Source organism: Thermoactinomyces sp. DSM 45892, from assembly GCF_900107305.1.
Taxonomy (GTDB): domain Bacteria; phylum Bacillota; class Bacilli; order Thermoactinomycetales; family Thermoactinomycetaceae; genus Baia.
The window spans coordinates 171,374-189,394 of record NZ_FNPL01000002.1 but is presented as its reverse complement, the minus strand read 5'-3'; the positions used below and the strand labels follow the sequence as shown (position 1 = coordinate 189,394).

Here is an 18,021-nt window from a genome sequence, read left to right as displayed (position 1 = left end):
TCTTTTCTCTGAATAGATGAATCTATTGTAAGAAAGGACCTAACAGATTTTTGTTAGGTCCTTTAATGGATGTGATGAATCGTGATTACAGCGTTTTTTGACCTGGTTTCCAGTTAGCTGGGCAAAGTCCGCCTGTTTGAAGGGCATCGAGTACACGAAGCGTTTCGTCTACACTACGACCTACGTTATCATCCGTTACGACTTGATAACGAACGATTCCTTCTGGATCAATGATGAAGAGACCACGTAATGCGATTCCTTCGTCTTCCTTTAGTACACCGTAGGCGCGGCTTACTTTGTGATTCGTATCAGCAGCGAGTGGGTATTGAATCTCACCTAGGCCATTATCTTCACGTGAAGTGTGGATCCATGCACGGTGGGAATACACGCTATCTGTACTTACACCCAAGATTTCACAATCGCGATCGGCAAATTCATCCGCACGATCAGAAAGAGCTGTGATTTCAGTCGGGCAAACAAATGTAAAATCAAGTGGATAAAAGAACATGACAAGCCATTTTCCTTCATAGTCAACGAGCTTTGCTTGTTCCTTCAGGGTTTCTAGGTTTTTCGTGCTCTCCATTACGAAATCTGGAGCTGGAAGTCCTACAAGACGTGCTGTCATGAGTATTTCCCCCTCTATCGATGATATATTTTCTAACCACGCCATTTGTTAATCTATCCAATCATTGGACCTGATAAACACCGTAGCATGATCATGACAAACTTAGGATAACATGACCACTATTTATAGTCAATATCAATTTATATTAAGTATAATGTAAAAATAATTATCGCAATTAGACCGCTCTCTCAGCCACTGAAACTACTCCTTCTGTGCAACCCAATTGGTTTCAAAATCGTCCTCTTTAAAACCAACGGTAACCTTTTTTCCATCTGTTACCAAAGGGCGTTTAATCAACATCCCATCTGAGGCTAATAGGGCTAACTTCTCATCATCTGTCATCTCTTTTAACTTCTGCGATAAGCCTAAATCCCGGTACTTCTTCCCGGATGTGTTAAAGAACTTTTGGATCGGAAGTCCACTTATATTCACCATTTGACGTAACTGCTCTACAGAAGGAGGCGATTCGACAATATGATAATCTTCAAAGGTAACACGATGTTGTTGAAGGTATTTCACAGCGTTTCGGCAGGTTCCACACTTGGGGTATTCGTACATGACAATCGACATCTGGTTGATCACACTCTTTCTAAAAAAGAATCGTTATGTAACCTAGGCTTCACTAGAATCGGTAGATTTATGAAAAACGTGTCCGCCTCGTTTATATTCTACATCACTTACACCTGATCGGGTATTAGCCACACGTGCCACAGTAAAAAAATAATCAGATAAACGATTCAGGTACCTCCGAACTTCTTCATTGGTTTCTTCTGACTTACAAAGACTTACCACACAACGCTCTGCACGACGGGTAATGGTACGGCAGATATGAACGCTGGATGACAACGCAGTTCCCCCGGGTAAGATGAAACGGCGCAATGGGGAAAGCTCTGATTCATACTGATCAATCCATTTCTCTAAACGTGTTACCATATCGCCTGTCACTTTGTATTGTCTTTCTTTTCCTACCTGAGCTAGGTCTCCACCTGCATCAAACAACTCATGTTGGATCTCTGTGAAGTCCTTGATTAGATCGGCATGTTTTTCGGGGGACATGCGAGTGATCGATTCCCCTACAAATGAGTTTAATTCATCAATGGTTCCGTATGCTTCAACGCGGATATCGTCTTTGTCGACTCGTCCACCTACGACGGCGGTTTTGCCGGTATCTCCTGTTCGGGTGTAGATTTTCATGAACCATGCTCCTTTCGGGGATTCATCATAAATGGCTGATGTAAAATTTGGGGAACACCTGTCTCCGGATGGGGAATAACCACCGTAGGGACTCCATATACTTGTTCGACTAAGGAGGCAGAAATTACTTCTTTTGGGGTACCTTCTGCGATACATTTTCCATTTTGTAAGAAGAGAATGCGATCACAAAAGAGGCTGGCTACATTGAGATCATGAATAATCATGACGAGTGTTAGATCTTTTTCCTTTTGCCAGTGCTTGCATATATCCAGCAAGGACCATTGTGCCTCTAGGTCTAGATAAGTAGTCGGCTCATCTAGCAAGAGAATCTCAGGCTCTTGTACCAATGCCCGGGCAATCGCTACTCTCTGGCGTTCTCCCCCGCTTAACTCTGTAATACGAGTATGCTGACGGTTTGATAGGTTGGTTTGTTGTAAAATTTGGTCCACTACCTCGACATCGTGATCTGATAAGGTCTCAAAACGCGATACATACGGGTAACGTCCCATCTCAATTATCTCTCGCACCGTAAAAGGGGCATCTTCAAGTAATTCTTGCGCCAAAACGGCGATCCTTCTCGCCCTCGCTTTCGGTTTTAGTTTCGATAGATTCTGTTCTTCTAGCCAAACCTCTCCCTGATCGGGCGTTAGCTCTCCTGATATCATCCGCAAAAGGGTTGTTTTACCGCTCCCGTTTGGACCTAGTATGCCAACGGATTCTCCGCGTTTTAGTTGTAGAGAAACTCCATCTATCACACAGCATGTATCATAATGTTTGGAAACAGATTGTATCGTAAGCAACGATGATAGCCCCCTCCCTTGCAACTTATAAATTACGCCGCCATTTGTAAAGAAAATACGAAAAGATAGGGGCCCCTAAAAAGGCAGTAATAACACCTACAGGCAATTCCCTAGGCTCTAAGAGCGTTCTGGCTAATAAATCACTTAACATCATAAAAGTAGCACCTGCTAGAATCGAGTACGGGATCAAAAAACGATAATTTGCACCGATGATCATGCGGATCAGATGAGGAATGACAATCCCTACAAAACCGATCATTCCTGATATGGATACGACGATGGCGGTTAAAAAAGATGCTAGGATTAATAGTAGAAATCTCGTTTTCTTCACCGATACTCCGACATTTGCGGCGGTACGAGCATTTACGGCAAATAGATTTAATTCTCGTTGCGTAAACCATGCGACTCCCATCACGACTAGGATAATCGGAATCAGAATCCAAATATGAGCCCACTCTCTTAACGAAAAACTTCCCATGAGCCAGTATTGAATTCGAGACATTTGTTCGACAGACATAGAGAGTAGAAACGTAATAACCGCTCCAAACAAGGCATGGATGACAACACCTGCTAGGATTAACGTATTCGTTCTTAATTCTCTTCCTGCTAAAAAGAACACACTCACCGTGGCTATCGTAGCTCCTAGAAAGCTAGCAAGTGAGATAAACCACATTCCCCAAATGCCTGCTCCAATCCCGGATAGGATCGCGATTATTGCGCCTGTAGCGGATCCTGATGAGACTCCTAGTATATAGGGATCCGCTAACGGGTTTCGTAGCACGCCTTGGTATAAGACCCCAGCAAGTGCTAAACTAGCTCCCACTACCATCGCTAATAATACACGGGGGAAACGAAGGGACCATAGAACCGCATCTGACGTCGGGTCTACTTGATGGGGAAATCCGATGGTATGGTGTCCGATCACTCTGAAAATATCTAGGATCGGGATTTTCAGACTTCCTACGGTTACAGCTAGAATAAAGGTAAAAAGAAAGCAGAGGAACATTCCTCCGCCGATATATACATGTTTCTTGTTATTTTCTCGTCTCATGATAAGCCTCAATAGTATGTATCTTTTTTGGTTGTAATGCTGTTGATTAGCCCCACTATAGGAGACTGTCCCGGGGCATGTATCGCTAGGTCGGCTCACTAACATCGCAGTGTTCAGATACATTGCCCCTATTCCATTCATCCTAAACTTTTAAAACAGGCTTGGTTGTGAAGGTCTCAGCCAATTCTTTATGCTGATATATATTATTTCATTGCCTCTGGGTACAACTTGGTCGCCATCTCTTTGATGCCCTCTATAATTCGAGGACCTGGGCGGCTGGTTGTATTCGAGTCGAGGGTGAAGACTTGTTTTTGTTTTACTGCGCCTACACTTGCCCATGCGGGACGGGCTTCGATCTGGCTTGTACTTCCATAAGTTGAGAATATCACATCAGGGTTCCAAGCTGCCACTTTCTCTGCACCTACTTGTGGCCACCCTTTTAGCTCTTTCGCTACATTTACACCGCCAGCAACTTCGAGCATCTCATTTAAAATCGTATCGCCACCTGCTGTCATCAGAGTCGGATCAATCTCAAGCCATACTTTTTTCGGATTCTTCTTCGCAATCGGGGTCACTTTTTGGTAGATTGCTAGTTTTTCCTTGGTCATCGTGCCTACTAAATTATCCGCTTCGTGTGCTTTATTGGTTGCAAGACCCACAATCGTAATCGATTCAAATACTTCTTTGATCGATTTTCCGTCCAGTACAAGAGTCGGAATACCTAACGATTTAAGCTTCTCCACCTCTTTATTCATCGTAGAAGCAAGTACCAAATCCGGCTTGAGAGCAACTACTTTTTCTACATTGATGGTGAAGTCACCTACTTTTTCAAGCTTCTTCGCTTCTGCTGGGAAGTCATCGTTCGTCGTACCTCCCACCATCTTATCCCCCAACCCGATCGCATAAGCAATCTCAGTGTTGCTAGGGATAAGAGAGATGATTCGCTCAGCCGGCTTCTTAAATTCTACCGCATTCCCAGCCATATCTTTAACCGTAATCGGGTACTTCACTTTACTAGGTGTAACCGGTGTCGAGACAGGTGGCTTGTCCCCTGATTGACATCCTACTACTACACTAAAAACAAGAAAAAGGGACAAGCAGACTAGCATCCATTTGCGTATTGAAAACCCTTTCATATGTACCTCCTAATATAGATCCATTATCTACTACTTCAAGCGGTTGATAGACTACTAGCCCCACCAACAGCCGACAAACATTCCTACTATTCGCTAGGTTCGGATTCATTATATAGGAAATAACCTTCTGCGTGAATCCCTAATAAAACCCTGGATATTTGACTACTGGCCACTTTTTCTTTCGTAATGAATGCATAAATGTAGGACCTACATGTAGATTCTCTTCTACTAATTGGCGAGGTGTGAGCGCCATCCACTGATTCAACGAAACATCTTCAAAACGACTACTCTTAAATATTTCTAAGAACCATAAGCTCTGGTCACCTGTGTTTTGGACATAGTGGCCGAAAGCACGAGGAACATACCCTACATCACCCGCACTGTAATCAAACGTCCTCGCAGTCCCTTCACCTGCAAAAACAGTCATTCGACCCTTTCCAGAGATATAATACTGCCATTCGTCCGCATTTGGATGCCAATGCATCTCCCTCATGCCACCCGGTTTCACTTCTACCAACGCCGCCGCAACCCTCTCCGCTATAGGGAAGTTAGTCGTATCCGCTATACGTACTTGCCCACCGGGAGTAGTGATCGGCTCTTGAGCTAGTAAACGATGGGTGAAGCTTTCTGGTACAGTGCCGTACGGTGAGATTACCCTTTGACTATCTAGAGGTCCCGGAACTTCTGCTTGAAAAATGTATCTTTGGTGATTCGGGGTATCGTTGAAATTTTCTGTTTTCACACCAAAGTTGGCCGATAGCACGTCCTTCGGTGTATGTGCAAACCAATCCGAAATCGATAACGTATTCAGATCCGAGAAGGTGCCATCATCGAAGACAAGAAGAAACTCACACCCTTCTTCTAATCCCTGAATCGAATGCGGAATCCCCGGCGGAAAATACCACAGATCCCCCACACCCACATCCGCTATAAAATTCCGCCCATTCTGATCCACTGCCGTAATGCGTGCACTACCTACTAACATAAACGCCCACTCTGCCTGCTCATGCCAATGTAACTCACGCACCCCTCCCGGCGTTAGAGCCATATTCACTCCAGCCAGTGTCGTGGCAATCGGAAGCTGCCTAACTGTCACCTCTCGTGACCAACCACCATGATTTAACTGCATATACGTATCAGAAAAAGAGAACTTTAAATTAGGAAGCGTCCCAGCATCCGTCACAGGCGGAACGAGCAAATCCGGGTTTTCGCGGTCACGCATCACATTTCGCGGGCCAAAATCCCACCATCCACTGCCATCTGCCCTCATCGGCTGTGGAATACGACGATCCTCATCCAATATCATCACCTCTGTTAACTGTATGCAGGAAACGAGGATTTTTTGACAACACCCATTTCATTCAAACCATCAATACATTACACATTCCATTCATAATGCATTAATCATTACACGTTATAATTTGGAAAAATCAGGTCAAAATGAAAGAGAAAGGATGTTTCTTTATGTCGATAAGAAAAAGAATTTTAATCCTCCCTGTATTATTGATATGTCTCTGTTTCATGGCATTATCTATCGTGAGTATCAGTTTTGCTGCAAGTCCTTACCTCTCCACTAAAAAACCTGCGTATAGTACCGGCGAAGCCATTCAAATCAACTTTCATAACGGCCCCGGTCGCGCAAAAGACTGGATTGGCATTTATCGTAAGGGCTCACCAAACTCCCCTTCGTTGGATTGGGTGTATGTCAACGGATCGAAGACCGCTACTTCAGGAGCTACCAACGGTTCCGTAACTCTAAACGGGGTCCTAGAGGCTGGGGCCTACGAAATCCGCTTTTTTGCCAATGATGGATATACTAAGATCAGTCCCGATATCTCCATCCATGTAATCAATCAGAAGTCTCCCTCACAAGCTCCTGAAACCGTAAAAATCATGTCCATGAACACGTGGAATGGTGGGGCCAATGTAGCCAATGGATTTGAAAAGATCGTCAACGCGGTACGATTGTCAGGCGCTGATATCGTCGGGTTTCAAGAAAAAGCAGAACCTGTTACAGCGATAGCCAAACGCCTAGGCTGGTACTATTATCAAGCATCCCACGATGGCGGTGTCATAAGCAAATATCCCATCGTTGAAACATTTGAGTTCGAAGGTGTCGGTGCATCAGCGGCTCGTGTTCGCTTACCGAGTGGACAGGAAGTTATGGTCGCATCCGCACACTTAGACTACCGAGTATACAGTCCCTATTTAGCTCATTTCGATAAGAAAGCACCGAAGGACATCATCGCCAACGAAGAACGAAGCCGTGGTGTTCAGACGACCAACATCTTAAATCGATTAAACCCATATCTCTCATCCAATATCCCTGTATTCTTACTCGGCGACTTTAACGCCCCCTCACACCTAGACTGGGTAGAATCAACCAAGAACATCCATCAAGGTTACGTCTTAGATTGGCCCGTTTCCAAGAAGATTGAACAAGCAGGCATGATTGATTCGTATCGCGTTATTCATCCCGATCCAGCCGCAGACCCAGGGCACACATGGTCACCCGTTTACACCTACGATCATCCATGGGATACACACTATCCGAAGGAGCCCCAAGATCGAGTCGACTTTATCTACTCAAAAGGTAGAGCCCACGTGACGGATTCAAAGGTGTTTATGGTGGGGACACCAAAGCCTCATGGGCAGCACAGAGATAATGAATGGCCGACAGATCATGCTGCTGTCGTGTCGAGTTTTACGATTAACCCGTAGTTATAATTGATGATTGGCATATTGAAGAGGAGTTCACATTAAGTGAGCTCCTCTTCATGCTGTAAACAGTTTTCTATACATTTATCCAAAAACAGACTAATGAAACTCAGCTATAACCTCAATAACACCCTCGATATGTCCGTTAAACTCTTCAAGCTCTTCTGCAGGGATCCAATATTCCTGATGCCCTGTTCCACCAACCGTTTGAACGGTGTACCGATTGATAAAGTCCTTACGAACCTGAAAACGAGTCACATATCCTTCATAATCAGATGCCTCATCGAACCTATTCCAGTCACGAGCAATTTGAACCGCGTACTCTTCATTTAAAACTGGGTAGAAAATAGGTTGAAAGGAAAGGCGTGGAGGGAAAGCTCGATAGTGACTAGCTCGAATTAAATCTAGTTCTTTTTGTCCTACAGGACGGTATAAAGTAATTGTTTCCATTACAGGCTTTATGAAAGCAATATCTATTCTATCGACCATAACATCCACATACTTATCCTCTAGATACCATATATCATAGAGTTCTCCTTTTCCTAAATAGAATGGTAAACTTGATTCCAATTGACCATTTTCGAAATCCAGCCAACCTGTCAAAATGTAATTATACTTCCCAGCAATATTTAATATCTCTTTCTTGGGGAAGCTACTTTCTTTAATCGAATCGTCCCCCTCAATCCATAGGTCCAATTCAACCAAGTATTTTTTGCCTACTTCGAGATCAAATGAACCCCATCCAGCAATAATTCCTACAAGACGAAATCCGCTTATACTTATGATAACTTCTCCCTCAAACATCTCATTAAAGCCGATAAATTCAGCCACGTAATTCATGATTATCACCTCTATAACTTCGGAAATCTCAACTCAGGAAGTATTAAAGAGCCTGTCCTTGCCTAATCTTACTATCTTTACAAAGACAAGCTCTTTACTAATCAGAGCAACTAAGGTCGAGCTATCTGGGGTAAAATTAGGCTTCAAACTTCGATGAATTCGGTATTCAACAAAGCCAGATCCGGTGTACAATAGGTGAGCTCTTCGTGTTATGGTAGAAAAAAGGATTAGTAGCAAGCAATTTATCCCCTAAATCAAACAAATTCATTATATAGTAAAGATAACACCCTTACTCATAACAATTACATAAATAGAATAACTAGAAAGGAAACCCGATACATGAAACAAACTGGCACACTTGCCCCGCTTGTACATACTTGGAATCAAGATCAACCTATTGATTATCTACTCCAGCTTTCGGGTGAAGAAATCACTCTTAATGACTATCTAGGAACCGAAATCACGATCTCCTTTACTGGGGAGATTCGCTGTATTCACTGTGATAAGCGGATTAAGAAAACATATGGCAATGGCTACTGCTATCCGTGCTTTGCTTCCCTTCCGCAAATGGATCTGTGCTTCGTACGGCCGGATCGTTGTCATTTCCATGAGGGAACTTGCCGTGACCCTGAATTCGGACTGGCTTATTGTATGACTCCGCATTTTGTATATTTAGCGATCAGCAGTGGGGTTAAGGTGGGGATAACGAGGGCCGGAAACGAAACGAGGCGTTGGATCGACCAAGGGGCCATCTCGGCTGTCCCGATTGCTTGCGCACCAACTCGTAAAGATGCAGGAGAAATCGAGGCTCTATTAAGTAATCATCTACCGGATAAAACGAACTGGCGGCGTATGCTAACAAGTCAAGGTAGTGATGTAGATTTAACGATTGTGCGCGAGGAAGCTCTCGGATACATACCTGAATCCTATCATCCTTTTCTATTATCGGACGAGGAAATTCGTCATTTCCATTATCCACAAGTAGAAATCCCAGAGAAGGTAAAATCGATCAATTTACTAAAGCAATCGGATGTTACAGGGAATCTACTAGGTGTGAAAGGGCAATATATGATTCTCGATCAAGGCGTTCTTCAAGTGCGTAATCACTCTGGATACTATGTATCTTGGGAAGCCTCTAGATCCTAAAACAACTTATAAGGTGGCTTGACTTTCGGCTCCACTCCTTTTTGGAATCGGACCCAATGATCTTTTTGCTGATAGATACAGCCTGCTCCTAGCCCAAACAAGATGAGCCATACTGAGATTTGTGAGACGAAAAATAACGATAATAAGCAAATCCCTGCAATAGCGAGCCACGTGGATAGGAAGGTAAAACGAGTGAGAAAGAGGCTTACAATAAAGATCAATCCCCCAACTATGAGGAGAAACGGACTTAACACGATCAAGCCACCTACACAAATCCAGATCCCCTCTCCAGGCCGAATGGATGGATAAAAGGGGTACCATGTTCCTAAAACGGCGAAGATGAGTGCTGCCCAAGCCCCCATCCATCCAGCAAATATGAGTCCAATCCCTACTGCCACAAGCCCCCTCACTACATCCAACAAAATCCATGCTACTTTCGTCGGGTAGCGAACAGAACAAATTTGAACACACCACTTCGGAGATAAACTACCGATTAGATAGGCAATAATGGCACTAAAAAGGAAACCCACTTTTGTTCATCCTTTCCCTTATCCAACTTTTTGTTTGGGTGTAAATCGATATAGCAATTGAAACATAATAATGAATCCACAATAACCAAACAATGGATATAAAAAGTGTACAAGTGTAGAGAAACCAGCTAAAGAACAAATATACGCAATCCCAAAGATAGCCAACATTATATAGGTCTGACGTATGGGGAAAACTCGCTGTAGATTCGTTGTTAAACCGTATACATTACTTACTAGAGTGGTAAAGATCTCCGCCCAGATCACGATTAAGAAGAAACCTTGCATCCACTCTCCTAATTGTGAGACCATCCACGCCATCGGTAAGTCATACAGCTTCACTTCATCCATATGAAGCTGAAGGGCATAGTTACTAGCTAGTAGCATAAATCCGAGGCCGAGGCCCCCAATCCAACTACCTAGCCGTAATATCCTTTCATCTTGAATCTCTGCACCGAGCGGTACCAACACGGCTTGGGCCATCACAATATTAAATGCCACATAGGTAATCGCGGAAATAAGCCAGTGTCCATGTTGTCCGTTCGATTCTTGTACCGCGATCACTTGCCAATCTCCGTAATACCAAGAATACAACCCCATTACGATTAGGAATGAAAACATCAAAGGGACTACGGATGAATTGACAGACATAATCCCGTTAATTCCCTTCTTACAGACAAAATACGTTAACGCAATCGTGATCATCACACCTAGGTGAAAAGAAAGCCCCAATTGCTCCTGAAACAGAGAACCTACTCCTGATAACATCGAAGCCGTCACTCCGAACAAAACGAGGCTAATCATCGCACTCATCACAGGTCCAAAACGAGGCCCAAATACATATAGATTAAACTCCTCAAAAGAGTGAGCCCGAAGCCTCGATCCAAAGATCAACATGCGTGTTCCAAACCATGAGAATAGAAAGGTACTAATCAATATCGCGCCCATCGCGTATCGACCATACATGGAGAAAAATTGTAAAATCTCTTGTCCGGAAGCAAATCCTGCTCCCACAATCGTCCCACAATAGGTAAATCCTACTCGAACCGCTAAGGAAAGACGACCCCGCACAAGTCTCCACAACCTTCCTGATAAACATGGCTAGGACTACTATATGGGACAGGTCGTTGGATTAGAACACAAAAGAAAAACCCCAGACTCACGAATGAGTCTGGGGTTTTCTCTTTGATTCATTTAGGGGCGATTGCCTCCGCCGCCATTGCCTCCGCCGCCATTGCCTCCGCCGCCGTTGCCTCCGCCGCCGTTGCCTCCGCCGCCATTGCCTCCGCCGCCATTGCCTCCGCCGCCATTGCCTCCGCCGCCGTTATCTCCGCCGCCGTTATCTCCGCCGCCGTTGCCATTATCCGGGTTTGGTATACAATTCGGATCCACAGTTGGATCACATTTCGTTGGATCTTCTGGTTTCGGTTTCAGACCTGAGACTGACAGTGTTTTTTCCACCGTCTTGGTGCTATTCTCTCCATCGTCACCTTTTACTGTTGCAGTCACTTTGTAAGTAAACTTCTGGTTCGGATCATTTACGTCAACTGTCGCACTGGAGTCCACTAGAGAACCCGCATGTCCTTCTTCGACTACCGTCACATAACCTGAAGCGTCTTTTCTCTCTACTTTGTAGACTGCATTTGGTGAACCACCCTTGATGTTGATCTTAACCCCTTGACCGTGGGAAGAGAGCGAGAAGTCAAATCCTTTTATTTCTTCCTGAGGTTGTGGTTCTTCTACACCATCTGGTCGTTTAAATTTACTTGCTGGCATGTCTTTCATTACCCTACTCATAATCGAATTCCATAGGACTGTTGGTTGAATGGAACCCGAGATCGGAACAAACTCAGGATCTGTTTTCTTGTACTTATAGTCGTTCACAACAAAGGAAGCGGCCACCAAGTCATTGGTAAATCCAACAAAGGATCCTGATTTATCATCATCGTTGGTACCTGTTTTTCCTGCTACATCATGATTTGGAATTTTAATGTTTTCCTTCGACTTCGCAACCTCTTTCATCATCAACAATGTATTATAGGCTGCTTTTTTCGAGACTACTTCCTCTCCTACTTTGAAACCTTCTGGGTCCTTCGCAGGAATCTTCTTGCCTTCCATATTTTTTACTTCTACAACGGTATGGGCTTGCACGGCTTCCCCTTCATTTACAAAAATCGAGTATGCCTGCGTCATATCAGCAGCCGTAAAGCCGCCGTTTTTAAATCCACTTCCCAACGCTAACGCGGAAGGAGTTTCTCCAGACACTTTTAAGCCCATCTTATTCAGATACTTCTCCGAGTTTGGAAGAGTAACCTTTTCAACCACGATTCTAGCCGCTGCTTGGTTATCCGATTGCTTCACCGCATCCACCATCTGCATAGACGAAGTGGTAGGTGCCCCGCTGTAGTTTTTCGGCTTCCAACCTCTGTACTCGAACTGAGATGTATTAACGGATGAATACATATTTAATTTCTTATTCAGATCGAGGTAAGGAGCATATGCAGCGATCGGCTTAATCGATGAACCTGGGTACAGACGCGTTGTCGCATAGTTAAACATACCCACTTTATAATTTCTACCACCAGATAACGCCTTGATCTCCCCTGTCCGTGGATCCGAAATCGCAAACGATGACTTTAGAGACTTCGCTGACTTCTTCGGGGTGTTTTTATTCACATAGTTCGCATCTTTGTTTACTTCTTGTTCTACAATATCATTCATCTTGGTATCAATAGCCACTGTAATTTTATAGCCTTCACTATTTAGTCTTTGAGGATTGATATCGTAGCGCTCTTGCAATTCTTTTTGTACATAGTCTATATAAGCTGCGTGTTGCGTTTTCTTTTGAAACTCATCAGCATACTTATTGTTTTCTCCCATAACCATGGTCGACTCGATCGATTTCGCAACTGCCTGATCTGCTTTCTCCTTCGTAAGGAGTGCAGGTGAATACTCGGAATCGGTCATCTTGTTCTTCAAAATCCAGTCTCTACGTTCTTTTAACTTCGCATGACGGCTCTCTTGAAGTGGATTATATAGGTTTGGGTTGTTTGGAATCGCTATTAATGTGGCCACTTCTTCAGGTTCAAGCGTATCCTTGGTTAAATCTTTCCCAAAGTAAATCTTAGAAGCCGCCTGTACTCCTTGGATCGTGGTTCCAAAGTCAATATAGTTTAGATAGCCTTCTAAGACTCCATCTTTGCCCACCTTCGGATCATCGATTAAGTCCCAAGCAATCTTCATCTCTGCGACCTTACGGTTAGCCGTTTTCTCTTTGTTGTTTAAGATAATGTTCCGCGCAAGCTGCATCGCAAGTGTCCCACCACCGCCTCCTTTACCCGGGTTTAAAATATTAAGGTATACAGCCCGACCTAGACCCTGATAGTCGACACCACCATGATTATAAAAACGAGCATCCTCCGTTTTCACAAGGGTTTCGACTAACATCGGGTTTCGTGCCTTCAGATCTTTAAGCGAGACGAATTGTTGTTTTCGATCTCCGATACTTCCAATAACATCTCCGTTCTTAGCGGAAACAACACTCGAACTCTTGTTGGCTGCTTTTAACTTATCAATCCCCATCTTTTGCACTGACATGAAAAGGTATGTAAGAACTCCAGCCCCGATGAGAAATAGAATCCCCAAGGTAGCCCCAACCGTCTTCAAATTAATATACTTTCTCCAGCCGCTACGCCCCTTCTTGCCTCCCCCCTGTTGGGAACGTCTTCCGCTTGCTCCTGCACGACTCCTCGCCCCTCGCTCCGTGCGAGGTGATACCTCATCGTCGCCTTGACGGGAACTATTTATCGCTTGGAGACGACTCATCCGTCCCCCCGAACGACTCGCACCTGATCGAGATGACTCTTGGAAGTTGGAGCCTTGATGGTTATGGCTGCGCGATTTGCGTGGATAATCACTCATTTCTTCAACCTCCTATGTAAATAAATTCAATTTTTTTCTGATTTTTAACATTTACAAAAAACATATTATCTGATAGAGAATCCTTCATCATTACACCCCTTATTTTCTTCATTAGACTACATTAGACCGCTCTGAGATGCAACCGAAGAATTACCCATTCTGTAGGCAAATTCTAAATATGCGGTGACATTTCCTTGAACAAGGATAAAAAAGCTAGGACCTCAAAGGAATCCTAGCTTTTTCTTCGTTTTTCTCTACCAATCTGTTAACCAATCAAAGAAACCTTTATCTTTCTTGCTTTCATTCTGTTCCCCTGACCCCGATGGTGTCACAGTAACTGTATTCGAGTCTACTGACTGTCCTGTCTCTCCATCAATCACCTTCACTTTAAACTGGAAGCTGCTTCCTGACTCCCCATCTAGTGGGATTCGAATCGAGGTATCACTAAAGGCAGCATCTTGGACTTTCTTCTCGCCACCGTCTGTACGATAAATCTCATAACGAATCCGAGGGGTTTGCATATCTCTTGGTACAGACCAGTTGAGTATGGCTTCATTCTTGACTGAATCAAAGTTACCAGTCAGACTCACTTTGCTCAGTTCAAATGGTGGTTCTGGGTCTTTTACTCCATCTGGGCGAGTAAAACTGAGAGCTTTTTGACCTTTTTCTGCCGATTGAATAATATCGTTAAATACCGTAACAGGCACTTTTCCGCCCGATAGAGCACTTACCTTCTTTTCCGGCTTCGTGTTATATACCATCACAGCCGTTACATAACGAGGGGTATAACCGACAAACCAAGCTACCTTGTTTTCATTGGTTGTACCTGTTTTACCAGCAACCGGCTGATTCCCTGATTTCACACCCGTAGCAGTTCCAGACTGCACTACTTCCTGTAGCATCTTATGGGTATAGTAAGCTGCTTGAGGCTCATACACTTTCTTATCTTCCAACCTCTTTTGGGCCTTATCTTCTAATGATTTCTTTTTTAACTTACCATCTACAGGCTCTTGGACTTCTACAATCGCACGAGCATGCTTCATAACACCATTATTTGGAAATGAAGTGTAAGCTTGTGCCATTTGTAGAGGGGTTACCCCTTTACTAACTCCACCTAAGCCGAGAGCTCCTAGATTTTTGTCCGTTTTAGAGTCAAGTCCAAGCTCCAACCTCTCCGAATATTCGAATGCTTTACTAACGCCCACATACTTTTGCAAGGTTTCCAGAGTCCCTAAATTATATGACTTCTTAGCCACTTCTTGTAAGGAAACTGTGCCATGCTCCCGTCCATCCGCGTTATCTGGCGAATATCCACCACCAAAGTCCTTCTTACGGTCTTCTACCGTGGTATAGGGATCCACTTTATCTTTGTTTAAATCCATTGCAGGAGCAAACACCGTTAACGGCTTAATCGAGGAACCCGGTTGTTTCGGATCATTAAATGCTTTGTTTAGATCACCTGGTTTATAATTCTTCCCACCACCGATGGCTACGATATAACCATCTTTATCTAACGTAACCGTTCCCCCTTGAAGTTGGGAGCTGGTTTTGTCGAGGTTGTTTAACGCTTCTTGTGTTTCCTTCTGCACATTTTGATTCAAACGGGTTTTGATTTGAAGTCCTAATGTACTTAAATTCTCAACATCTTCTTCACTATATCCATAGTCTTCTTTTAACTCTTCTTTCACTTGGGCGATAAAAGCGGAATTTAATTGTGAGCTTTTACCAGCCAAATATTTATCCCGATAATCGGTCGTCCATTTAAATTTGTACTTCTTTGCTTTTTCATATTGATCCATGGTAATAATCGGCTTTGCACCATCATCATCATGTGACATCACATATAAAGTAGTCTGTGCACGCTTTTCACCTCGCTCAGCATTCTCCTTTCCGCAAAAACCACAATATCGGGTTGGTGCCTTAGGTAGTCCTGCTAAATAGGCGATCTCAGCTACTTCTAACTTGTCTTTACTAATATCTTTATTAAAATAGAAAAGGGCAGCTGCTTTGACTCCACGAGCTTTTCCACCGAAGCTAATATAATTGAGATAAGCTTCTAGGATTTTATCTTTCCCTGCTTCTAACTCCAAGTTCCATGCGGTTCCAATCTCCATCAATTTCCGCGAAAATGTCTTCTTCCGGTCATTTAAGATTACATTTCCCGCAACCTGCATCGTGAGAGTACTACCACCTTGCCTTTTTTCCATGGCAACGATGTTCGTCACCATCGCACGACCCATACTCCAATAATCTACACCTTTATGCTCATAAAATCGGTTATCTTCCACCTTCACAAATGCTTGTGGTAATAGTGGGTTTACCTTCTTTATATCTTCTAGTGAAATATAATCCCGATACTCATCATCACTAACGGGAATCTTTTTCCCATCCACATCTTCCAGCACGGATGAGGCTAATATTTGATCCAATTTACTAATCGGATACACCACGCCCATCGCTGAAATCGTGATGTACATCCCTACTACTAACAGCATAGAAGTAGCAAATACAATCCCCATCCATTTTAGTGTGAACATTTTTTGAAAACCCGTTTTACCAGTCGGGTTTCCACCAGTTGATTTTCTCCTCGCAATACGAGAATTGGGAGTATGTTTTTTTGTTTGAGATTGAACCAATGGCGCCGATCCCGATGATCTAGAGTTCTGACTAGTGTCTTTACTCCTCCTAAATAGATTCATAGATTCAAACCTCCTTGAAAAATTCCCTATTAACTCCCACATCTTTACTTGCAAAACAACATCCACCTATTACCTTGTTATCCATCTAAAAAGCACTTATGATAGGGGATGAGGTGAAGAATATATGAATATGGATGCTGCTGTTTTTGCATGTCGTTTTACAGGAATCGCAGGGATATTACTGTCTATCTTTTTAGGGTTTACTAGCGGATGGGACCTATTTTTCTATGGGATTCTCTTTTCTGCTTTCTGGTTTTGCCTATCTTGGTACTTCAAGAGACCGAATAAGGAAAATAAGAACTAATTTTTATTATATCGCAATCTACTCTTACCCGACTATATATCCCCCAAAACTTGCCTCTAGAGACACCCCTTTATGAGCACCTTCTAAGTAGTTCAAGTAGTTGCTTTATATCACTAGGGATCGGTGCTTCCCATACCACCCAGTCCCTTTTTCGCGGATGATAGATTTTAAGTAACTTCGCATGTAGTGCTTGCCTACCGATCAGATGCTTCTCTTCCTCTCCATTTCCATACAGATCATCCCCGATAATGGGGTGTCCAATGGAAGAGAGATGAACTCGAATCTGATGGGTTCTGCCTGTTTCTAACCACAGACACAAGACAGAAGCATGCGGAAAACGTTCGATTACTTCATAGTGGGTAATCGCTCTACTTCCTTCCTCGCTAAAGTCGATAAACCGGAGCAGGGGTACATCCGGAACTTTTCCGATAGGAAGATCAATCGTTCCTCTGTCGTGAATGAGATTCCCGTGAACAATCGCAAAGTAACTTCGCTCGTATCGTTTTTTTGCCATTTGATCCGCTAGAAAGGCATGGCCATAGGCATGTTTTGCTAATACCATCAAGCCCGATGTATCTTTATCTAATCGCGTAACAGGGCGGATCTTATGATTTTCTCCCCGCTGTTGCCAGTAATAAACTAATCCATTTGCAAGTGTTCCGTGTTGATGAGAACCAGTAGGATGGACGACTGTATGTGGCGGCTTATTCACCACGATGAGATCCTCATCTTCATCTACCACCGTAAAAGGTACCTCTTCAGGAGAAATATACTCCACGTCCTCCGCAATATTCAACTCAATTCGAATCAGGTCCTTTTCATTTACCCGACTTCGAAAAAAAATCCACTCTCCATTTACTAAAACTCGCTTCTCATGCTTGAGAATACGCATCATCCGCCTCGAAAACCGAAATTGCTTTCGTAAAACGGTTTCGAGCAACTCCCCATCTTCTTCAGGAGTGACAACATGTTGAAATAGAGTTGTCTTAGACATCCTTGTACACCTCCGAATATGACGGTATCCGTCAACTCGTGTAGTATATCAAAGGAATGGGCAGAA

General features: G+C 43.5%; 15 protein-coding genes. 2 read left to right on the top strand and 13 right to left on the bottom strand.

Going from position 1 to position 18,021, the window contains the following annotated elements; translation table 11 throughout:
* Window positions 1–85: 85 nt before the first annotated feature.
* The 7 genes from BLU58_RS02575 to BLU58_RS02545 all read right to left on the bottom strand — a co-directional run bounded on the left by BLU58_RS02575 (window position 86) and on the right by BLU58_RS02545 (window position 6,076).
* Window positions 86–625: a peroxiredoxin gene (locus BLU58_RS02575; RefSeq protein ID WP_093290672.1), complete on the bottom strand. Its 540-nt coding sequence runs from the start codon at window positions 623–625 to the stop codon at window positions 86–88.
* A 201-nt stretch (window positions 626–826) separates the two neighbouring features.
* Window positions 827–1,195, bottom strand: coding sequence for an arsenate reductase family protein (locus tag BLU58_RS02570; RefSeq protein ID WP_093290671.1), 369 nt, complete (start codon window positions 1,193–1,195; stop codon window positions 827–829).
* Between the two features lie 42 nt (window positions 1,196–1,237).
* A complete protein-coding gene (locus tag BLU58_RS02565; RefSeq protein WP_093290670.1) occupies window positions 1,238–1,819 on the bottom strand; it encodes a cob(I)yrinic acid a,c-diamide adenosyltransferase in 582 nt (193 codons plus the stop codon).
* Window positions 1,816–2,619 (bottom strand): ABC transporter ATP-binding protein, encoded by an 804-nt coding sequence (locus tag BLU58_RS02560; protein ID WP_176786455.1) that lies wholly within the window; start codon window positions 2,617–2,619, stop codon window positions 1,816–1,818. The genes BLU58_RS02565 and BLU58_RS02560 overlap by 4 nt, the downstream gene beginning before the upstream one ends.
* A gap of 25 nt (window positions 2,620–2,644) precedes the next feature.
* Window positions 2,645–3,670: a FecCD family ABC transporter permease gene (locus BLU58_RS02555; RefSeq protein WP_176786454.1), complete on the bottom strand. Its 1,026-nt coding sequence runs from the start codon at window positions 3,668–3,670 to the stop codon at window positions 2,645–2,647.
* Between the two features lie 203 nt (window positions 3,671–3,873).
* On the bottom strand, window positions 3,874–4,806 hold the full coding sequence (locus tag BLU58_RS02550; RefSeq protein ID WP_093290667.1) for an ABC transporter substrate-binding protein: 933 nt from the start codon (window positions 4,804–4,806) through the stop codon (window positions 3,874–3,876).
* Between the two features lie 139 nt (window positions 4,807–4,945).
* Entirely contained in the window at window positions 4,946–6,076 is a 1,131-nt protein-coding gene (locus BLU58_RS02545) for an oxalate decarboxylase family bicupin (RefSeq protein ID WP_255404565.1), read from the bottom strand.
* Window positions 6,077–6,270: 194 nt separating this feature from the next.
* Here BLU58_RS02545 and BLU58_RS02540 point away from each other — a divergent pair, with 194 nt between their 5' ends.
* Window positions 6,271–7,527, top strand: a complete 1,257-nt coding sequence (locus BLU58_RS02540; RefSeq protein ID WP_176786453.1) for an endonuclease/exonuclease/phosphatase family protein — start codon at window positions 6,271–6,273, stop codon at window positions 7,525–7,527.
* Window positions 7,528–7,623: 96 nt separating this feature from the next.
* Here BLU58_RS02540 and BLU58_RS16605 read toward each other — a convergent pair whose 3' ends face one another.
* Window positions 7,624–8,364 carry a hypothetical protein gene (locus tag BLU58_RS16605; protein WP_218122170.1) on the bottom strand — a complete coding sequence of 247 codons (741 nt, stop codon included), beginning with the start codon at window positions 8,362–8,364 and terminating at the stop codon, window positions 7,624–7,626.
* A 339-nt stretch (window positions 8,365–8,703) separates the two neighbouring features.
* Between BLU58_RS16605 and BLU58_RS02530 the strand changes: the two genes are divergently transcribed.
* On the top strand, window positions 8,704–9,510 hold the full coding sequence (locus tag BLU58_RS02530) for a DUF2797 domain-containing protein (RefSeq protein ID WP_093290664.1): 807 nt from the start codon (window positions 8,704–8,706) through the stop codon (window positions 9,508–9,510).
* On the opposite strand, the gene BLU58_RS02525 is transcribed toward BLU58_RS02530, so the two are convergent.
* From BLU58_RS02525 to BLU58_RS02500, 5 genes are all read right to left on the bottom strand, one after another.
* The gene (locus BLU58_RS02525) at window positions 9,507–10,040 is read right to left on the bottom strand and encodes a glycerol-3-phosphate acyltransferase (RefSeq protein WP_093290663.1); all 534 of its coding nucleotides are present in this window, start codon (window positions 10,038–10,040) and stop codon (window positions 9,507–9,509) included. The two genes, BLU58_RS02530 and BLU58_RS02525, sit on opposite strands and share 4 nt — an antisense overlap.
* A gap of 18 nt (window positions 10,041–10,058) precedes the next feature.
* Complete coding sequence (locus tag BLU58_RS02520; RefSeq protein ID WP_093290662.1) at window positions 10,059–11,108, bottom strand: YkvI family membrane protein; 1,050 nt, start codon at window positions 11,106–11,108, stop codon at window positions 10,059–10,061.
* Between the two features lie 123 nt (window positions 11,109–11,231).
* Complete coding sequence (locus BLU58_RS02515) at window positions 11,232–13,958, bottom strand: transglycosylase domain-containing protein (protein WP_093290661.1); 2,727 nt, start codon at window positions 13,956–13,958, stop codon at window positions 11,232–11,234.
* Between the two features lie 254 nt (window positions 13,959–14,212).
* Complete coding sequence (locus BLU58_RS02510) at window positions 14,213–16,657, bottom strand: penicillin-binding protein 1A (RefSeq protein WP_176786452.1); 2,445 nt, start codon at window positions 16,655–16,657, stop codon at window positions 14,213–14,215.
* A 374-nt stretch (window positions 16,658–17,031) separates the two neighbouring features.
* A complete protein-coding gene (locus BLU58_RS02500) occupies window positions 17,032–17,955 on the bottom strand; it encodes an RluA family pseudouridine synthase (protein WP_093290659.1) in 924 nt (307 codons plus the stop codon).
* Window positions 17,956–18,021: the final 66 nt, after the last annotated feature.

What these genes read in the sequence shown, in the direction of transcription:
- BLU58_RS02570 (WP_093290671.1), bottom strand. Translation starts at nt 1,195, where the DNA reads ATGTCGATTGTCATGTACGAATACCCCAAGTGTGGAACCTGCCGAAAC.
- BLU58_RS02540 (WP_176786453.1), top strand. Translation starts at nt 6,271, where the DNA reads ATGTCGATAAGAAAAAGAATTTTAATCCTCCCTGTATTATTGATATGT.
- BLU58_RS02555 (WP_176786454.1), bottom strand. Translation starts at nt 3,670, where the DNA reads ATGAGACGAGAAAATAACAAGAAACATGTATATATCGGCGGAGGAATG.
- BLU58_RS02500 (WP_093290659.1), bottom strand. Translation starts at nt 17,955, where the DNA reads ATGTCTAAGACAACTCTATTTCAACATGTTGTCACTCCTGAAGAAGAT.
- BLU58_RS02565 (WP_093290670.1), bottom strand. Translation starts at nt 1,819, where the DNA reads ATGAAAATCTACACCCGAACAGGAGATACCGGCAAAACCGCCGTCGTA.
- BLU58_RS02530 (WP_093290664.1), top strand. Translation starts at nt 8,704, where the DNA reads ATGAAACAAACTGGCACACTTGCCCCGCTTGTACATACTTGGAATCAA.
- BLU58_RS02550 (WP_093290667.1), bottom strand. Translation starts at nt 4,806, where the DNA reads ATGAAAGGGTTTTCAATACGCAAATGGATGCTAGTCTGCTTGTCCCTT.
- BLU58_RS02510 (WP_176786452.1), bottom strand. Translation starts at nt 16,657, where the DNA reads ATGAATCTATTTAGGAGGAGTAAAGACACTAGTCAGAACTCTAGATCA.
- BLU58_RS02545 (WP_255404565.1), bottom strand. Translation starts at nt 6,076, where the DNA reads ATGAGGGCAGATGGCAGTGGATGGTGGGATTTTGGCCCGCGAAATGTG.
- BLU58_RS02515 (WP_093290661.1), bottom strand. Translation starts at nt 13,958, where the DNA reads ATGAGTGATTATCCACGCAAATCGCGCAGCCATAACCATCAAGGCTCC.
- BLU58_RS16605 (WP_218122170.1), bottom strand. Translation starts at nt 8,364, where the DNA reads ATGAATTACGTGGCTGAATTTATCGGCTTTAATGAGATGTTTGAGGGA.
- BLU58_RS02575 (WP_093290672.1), bottom strand. Translation starts at nt 625, where the DNA reads ATGACAGCACGTCTTGTAGGACTTCCAGCTCCAGATTTCGTAATGGAG.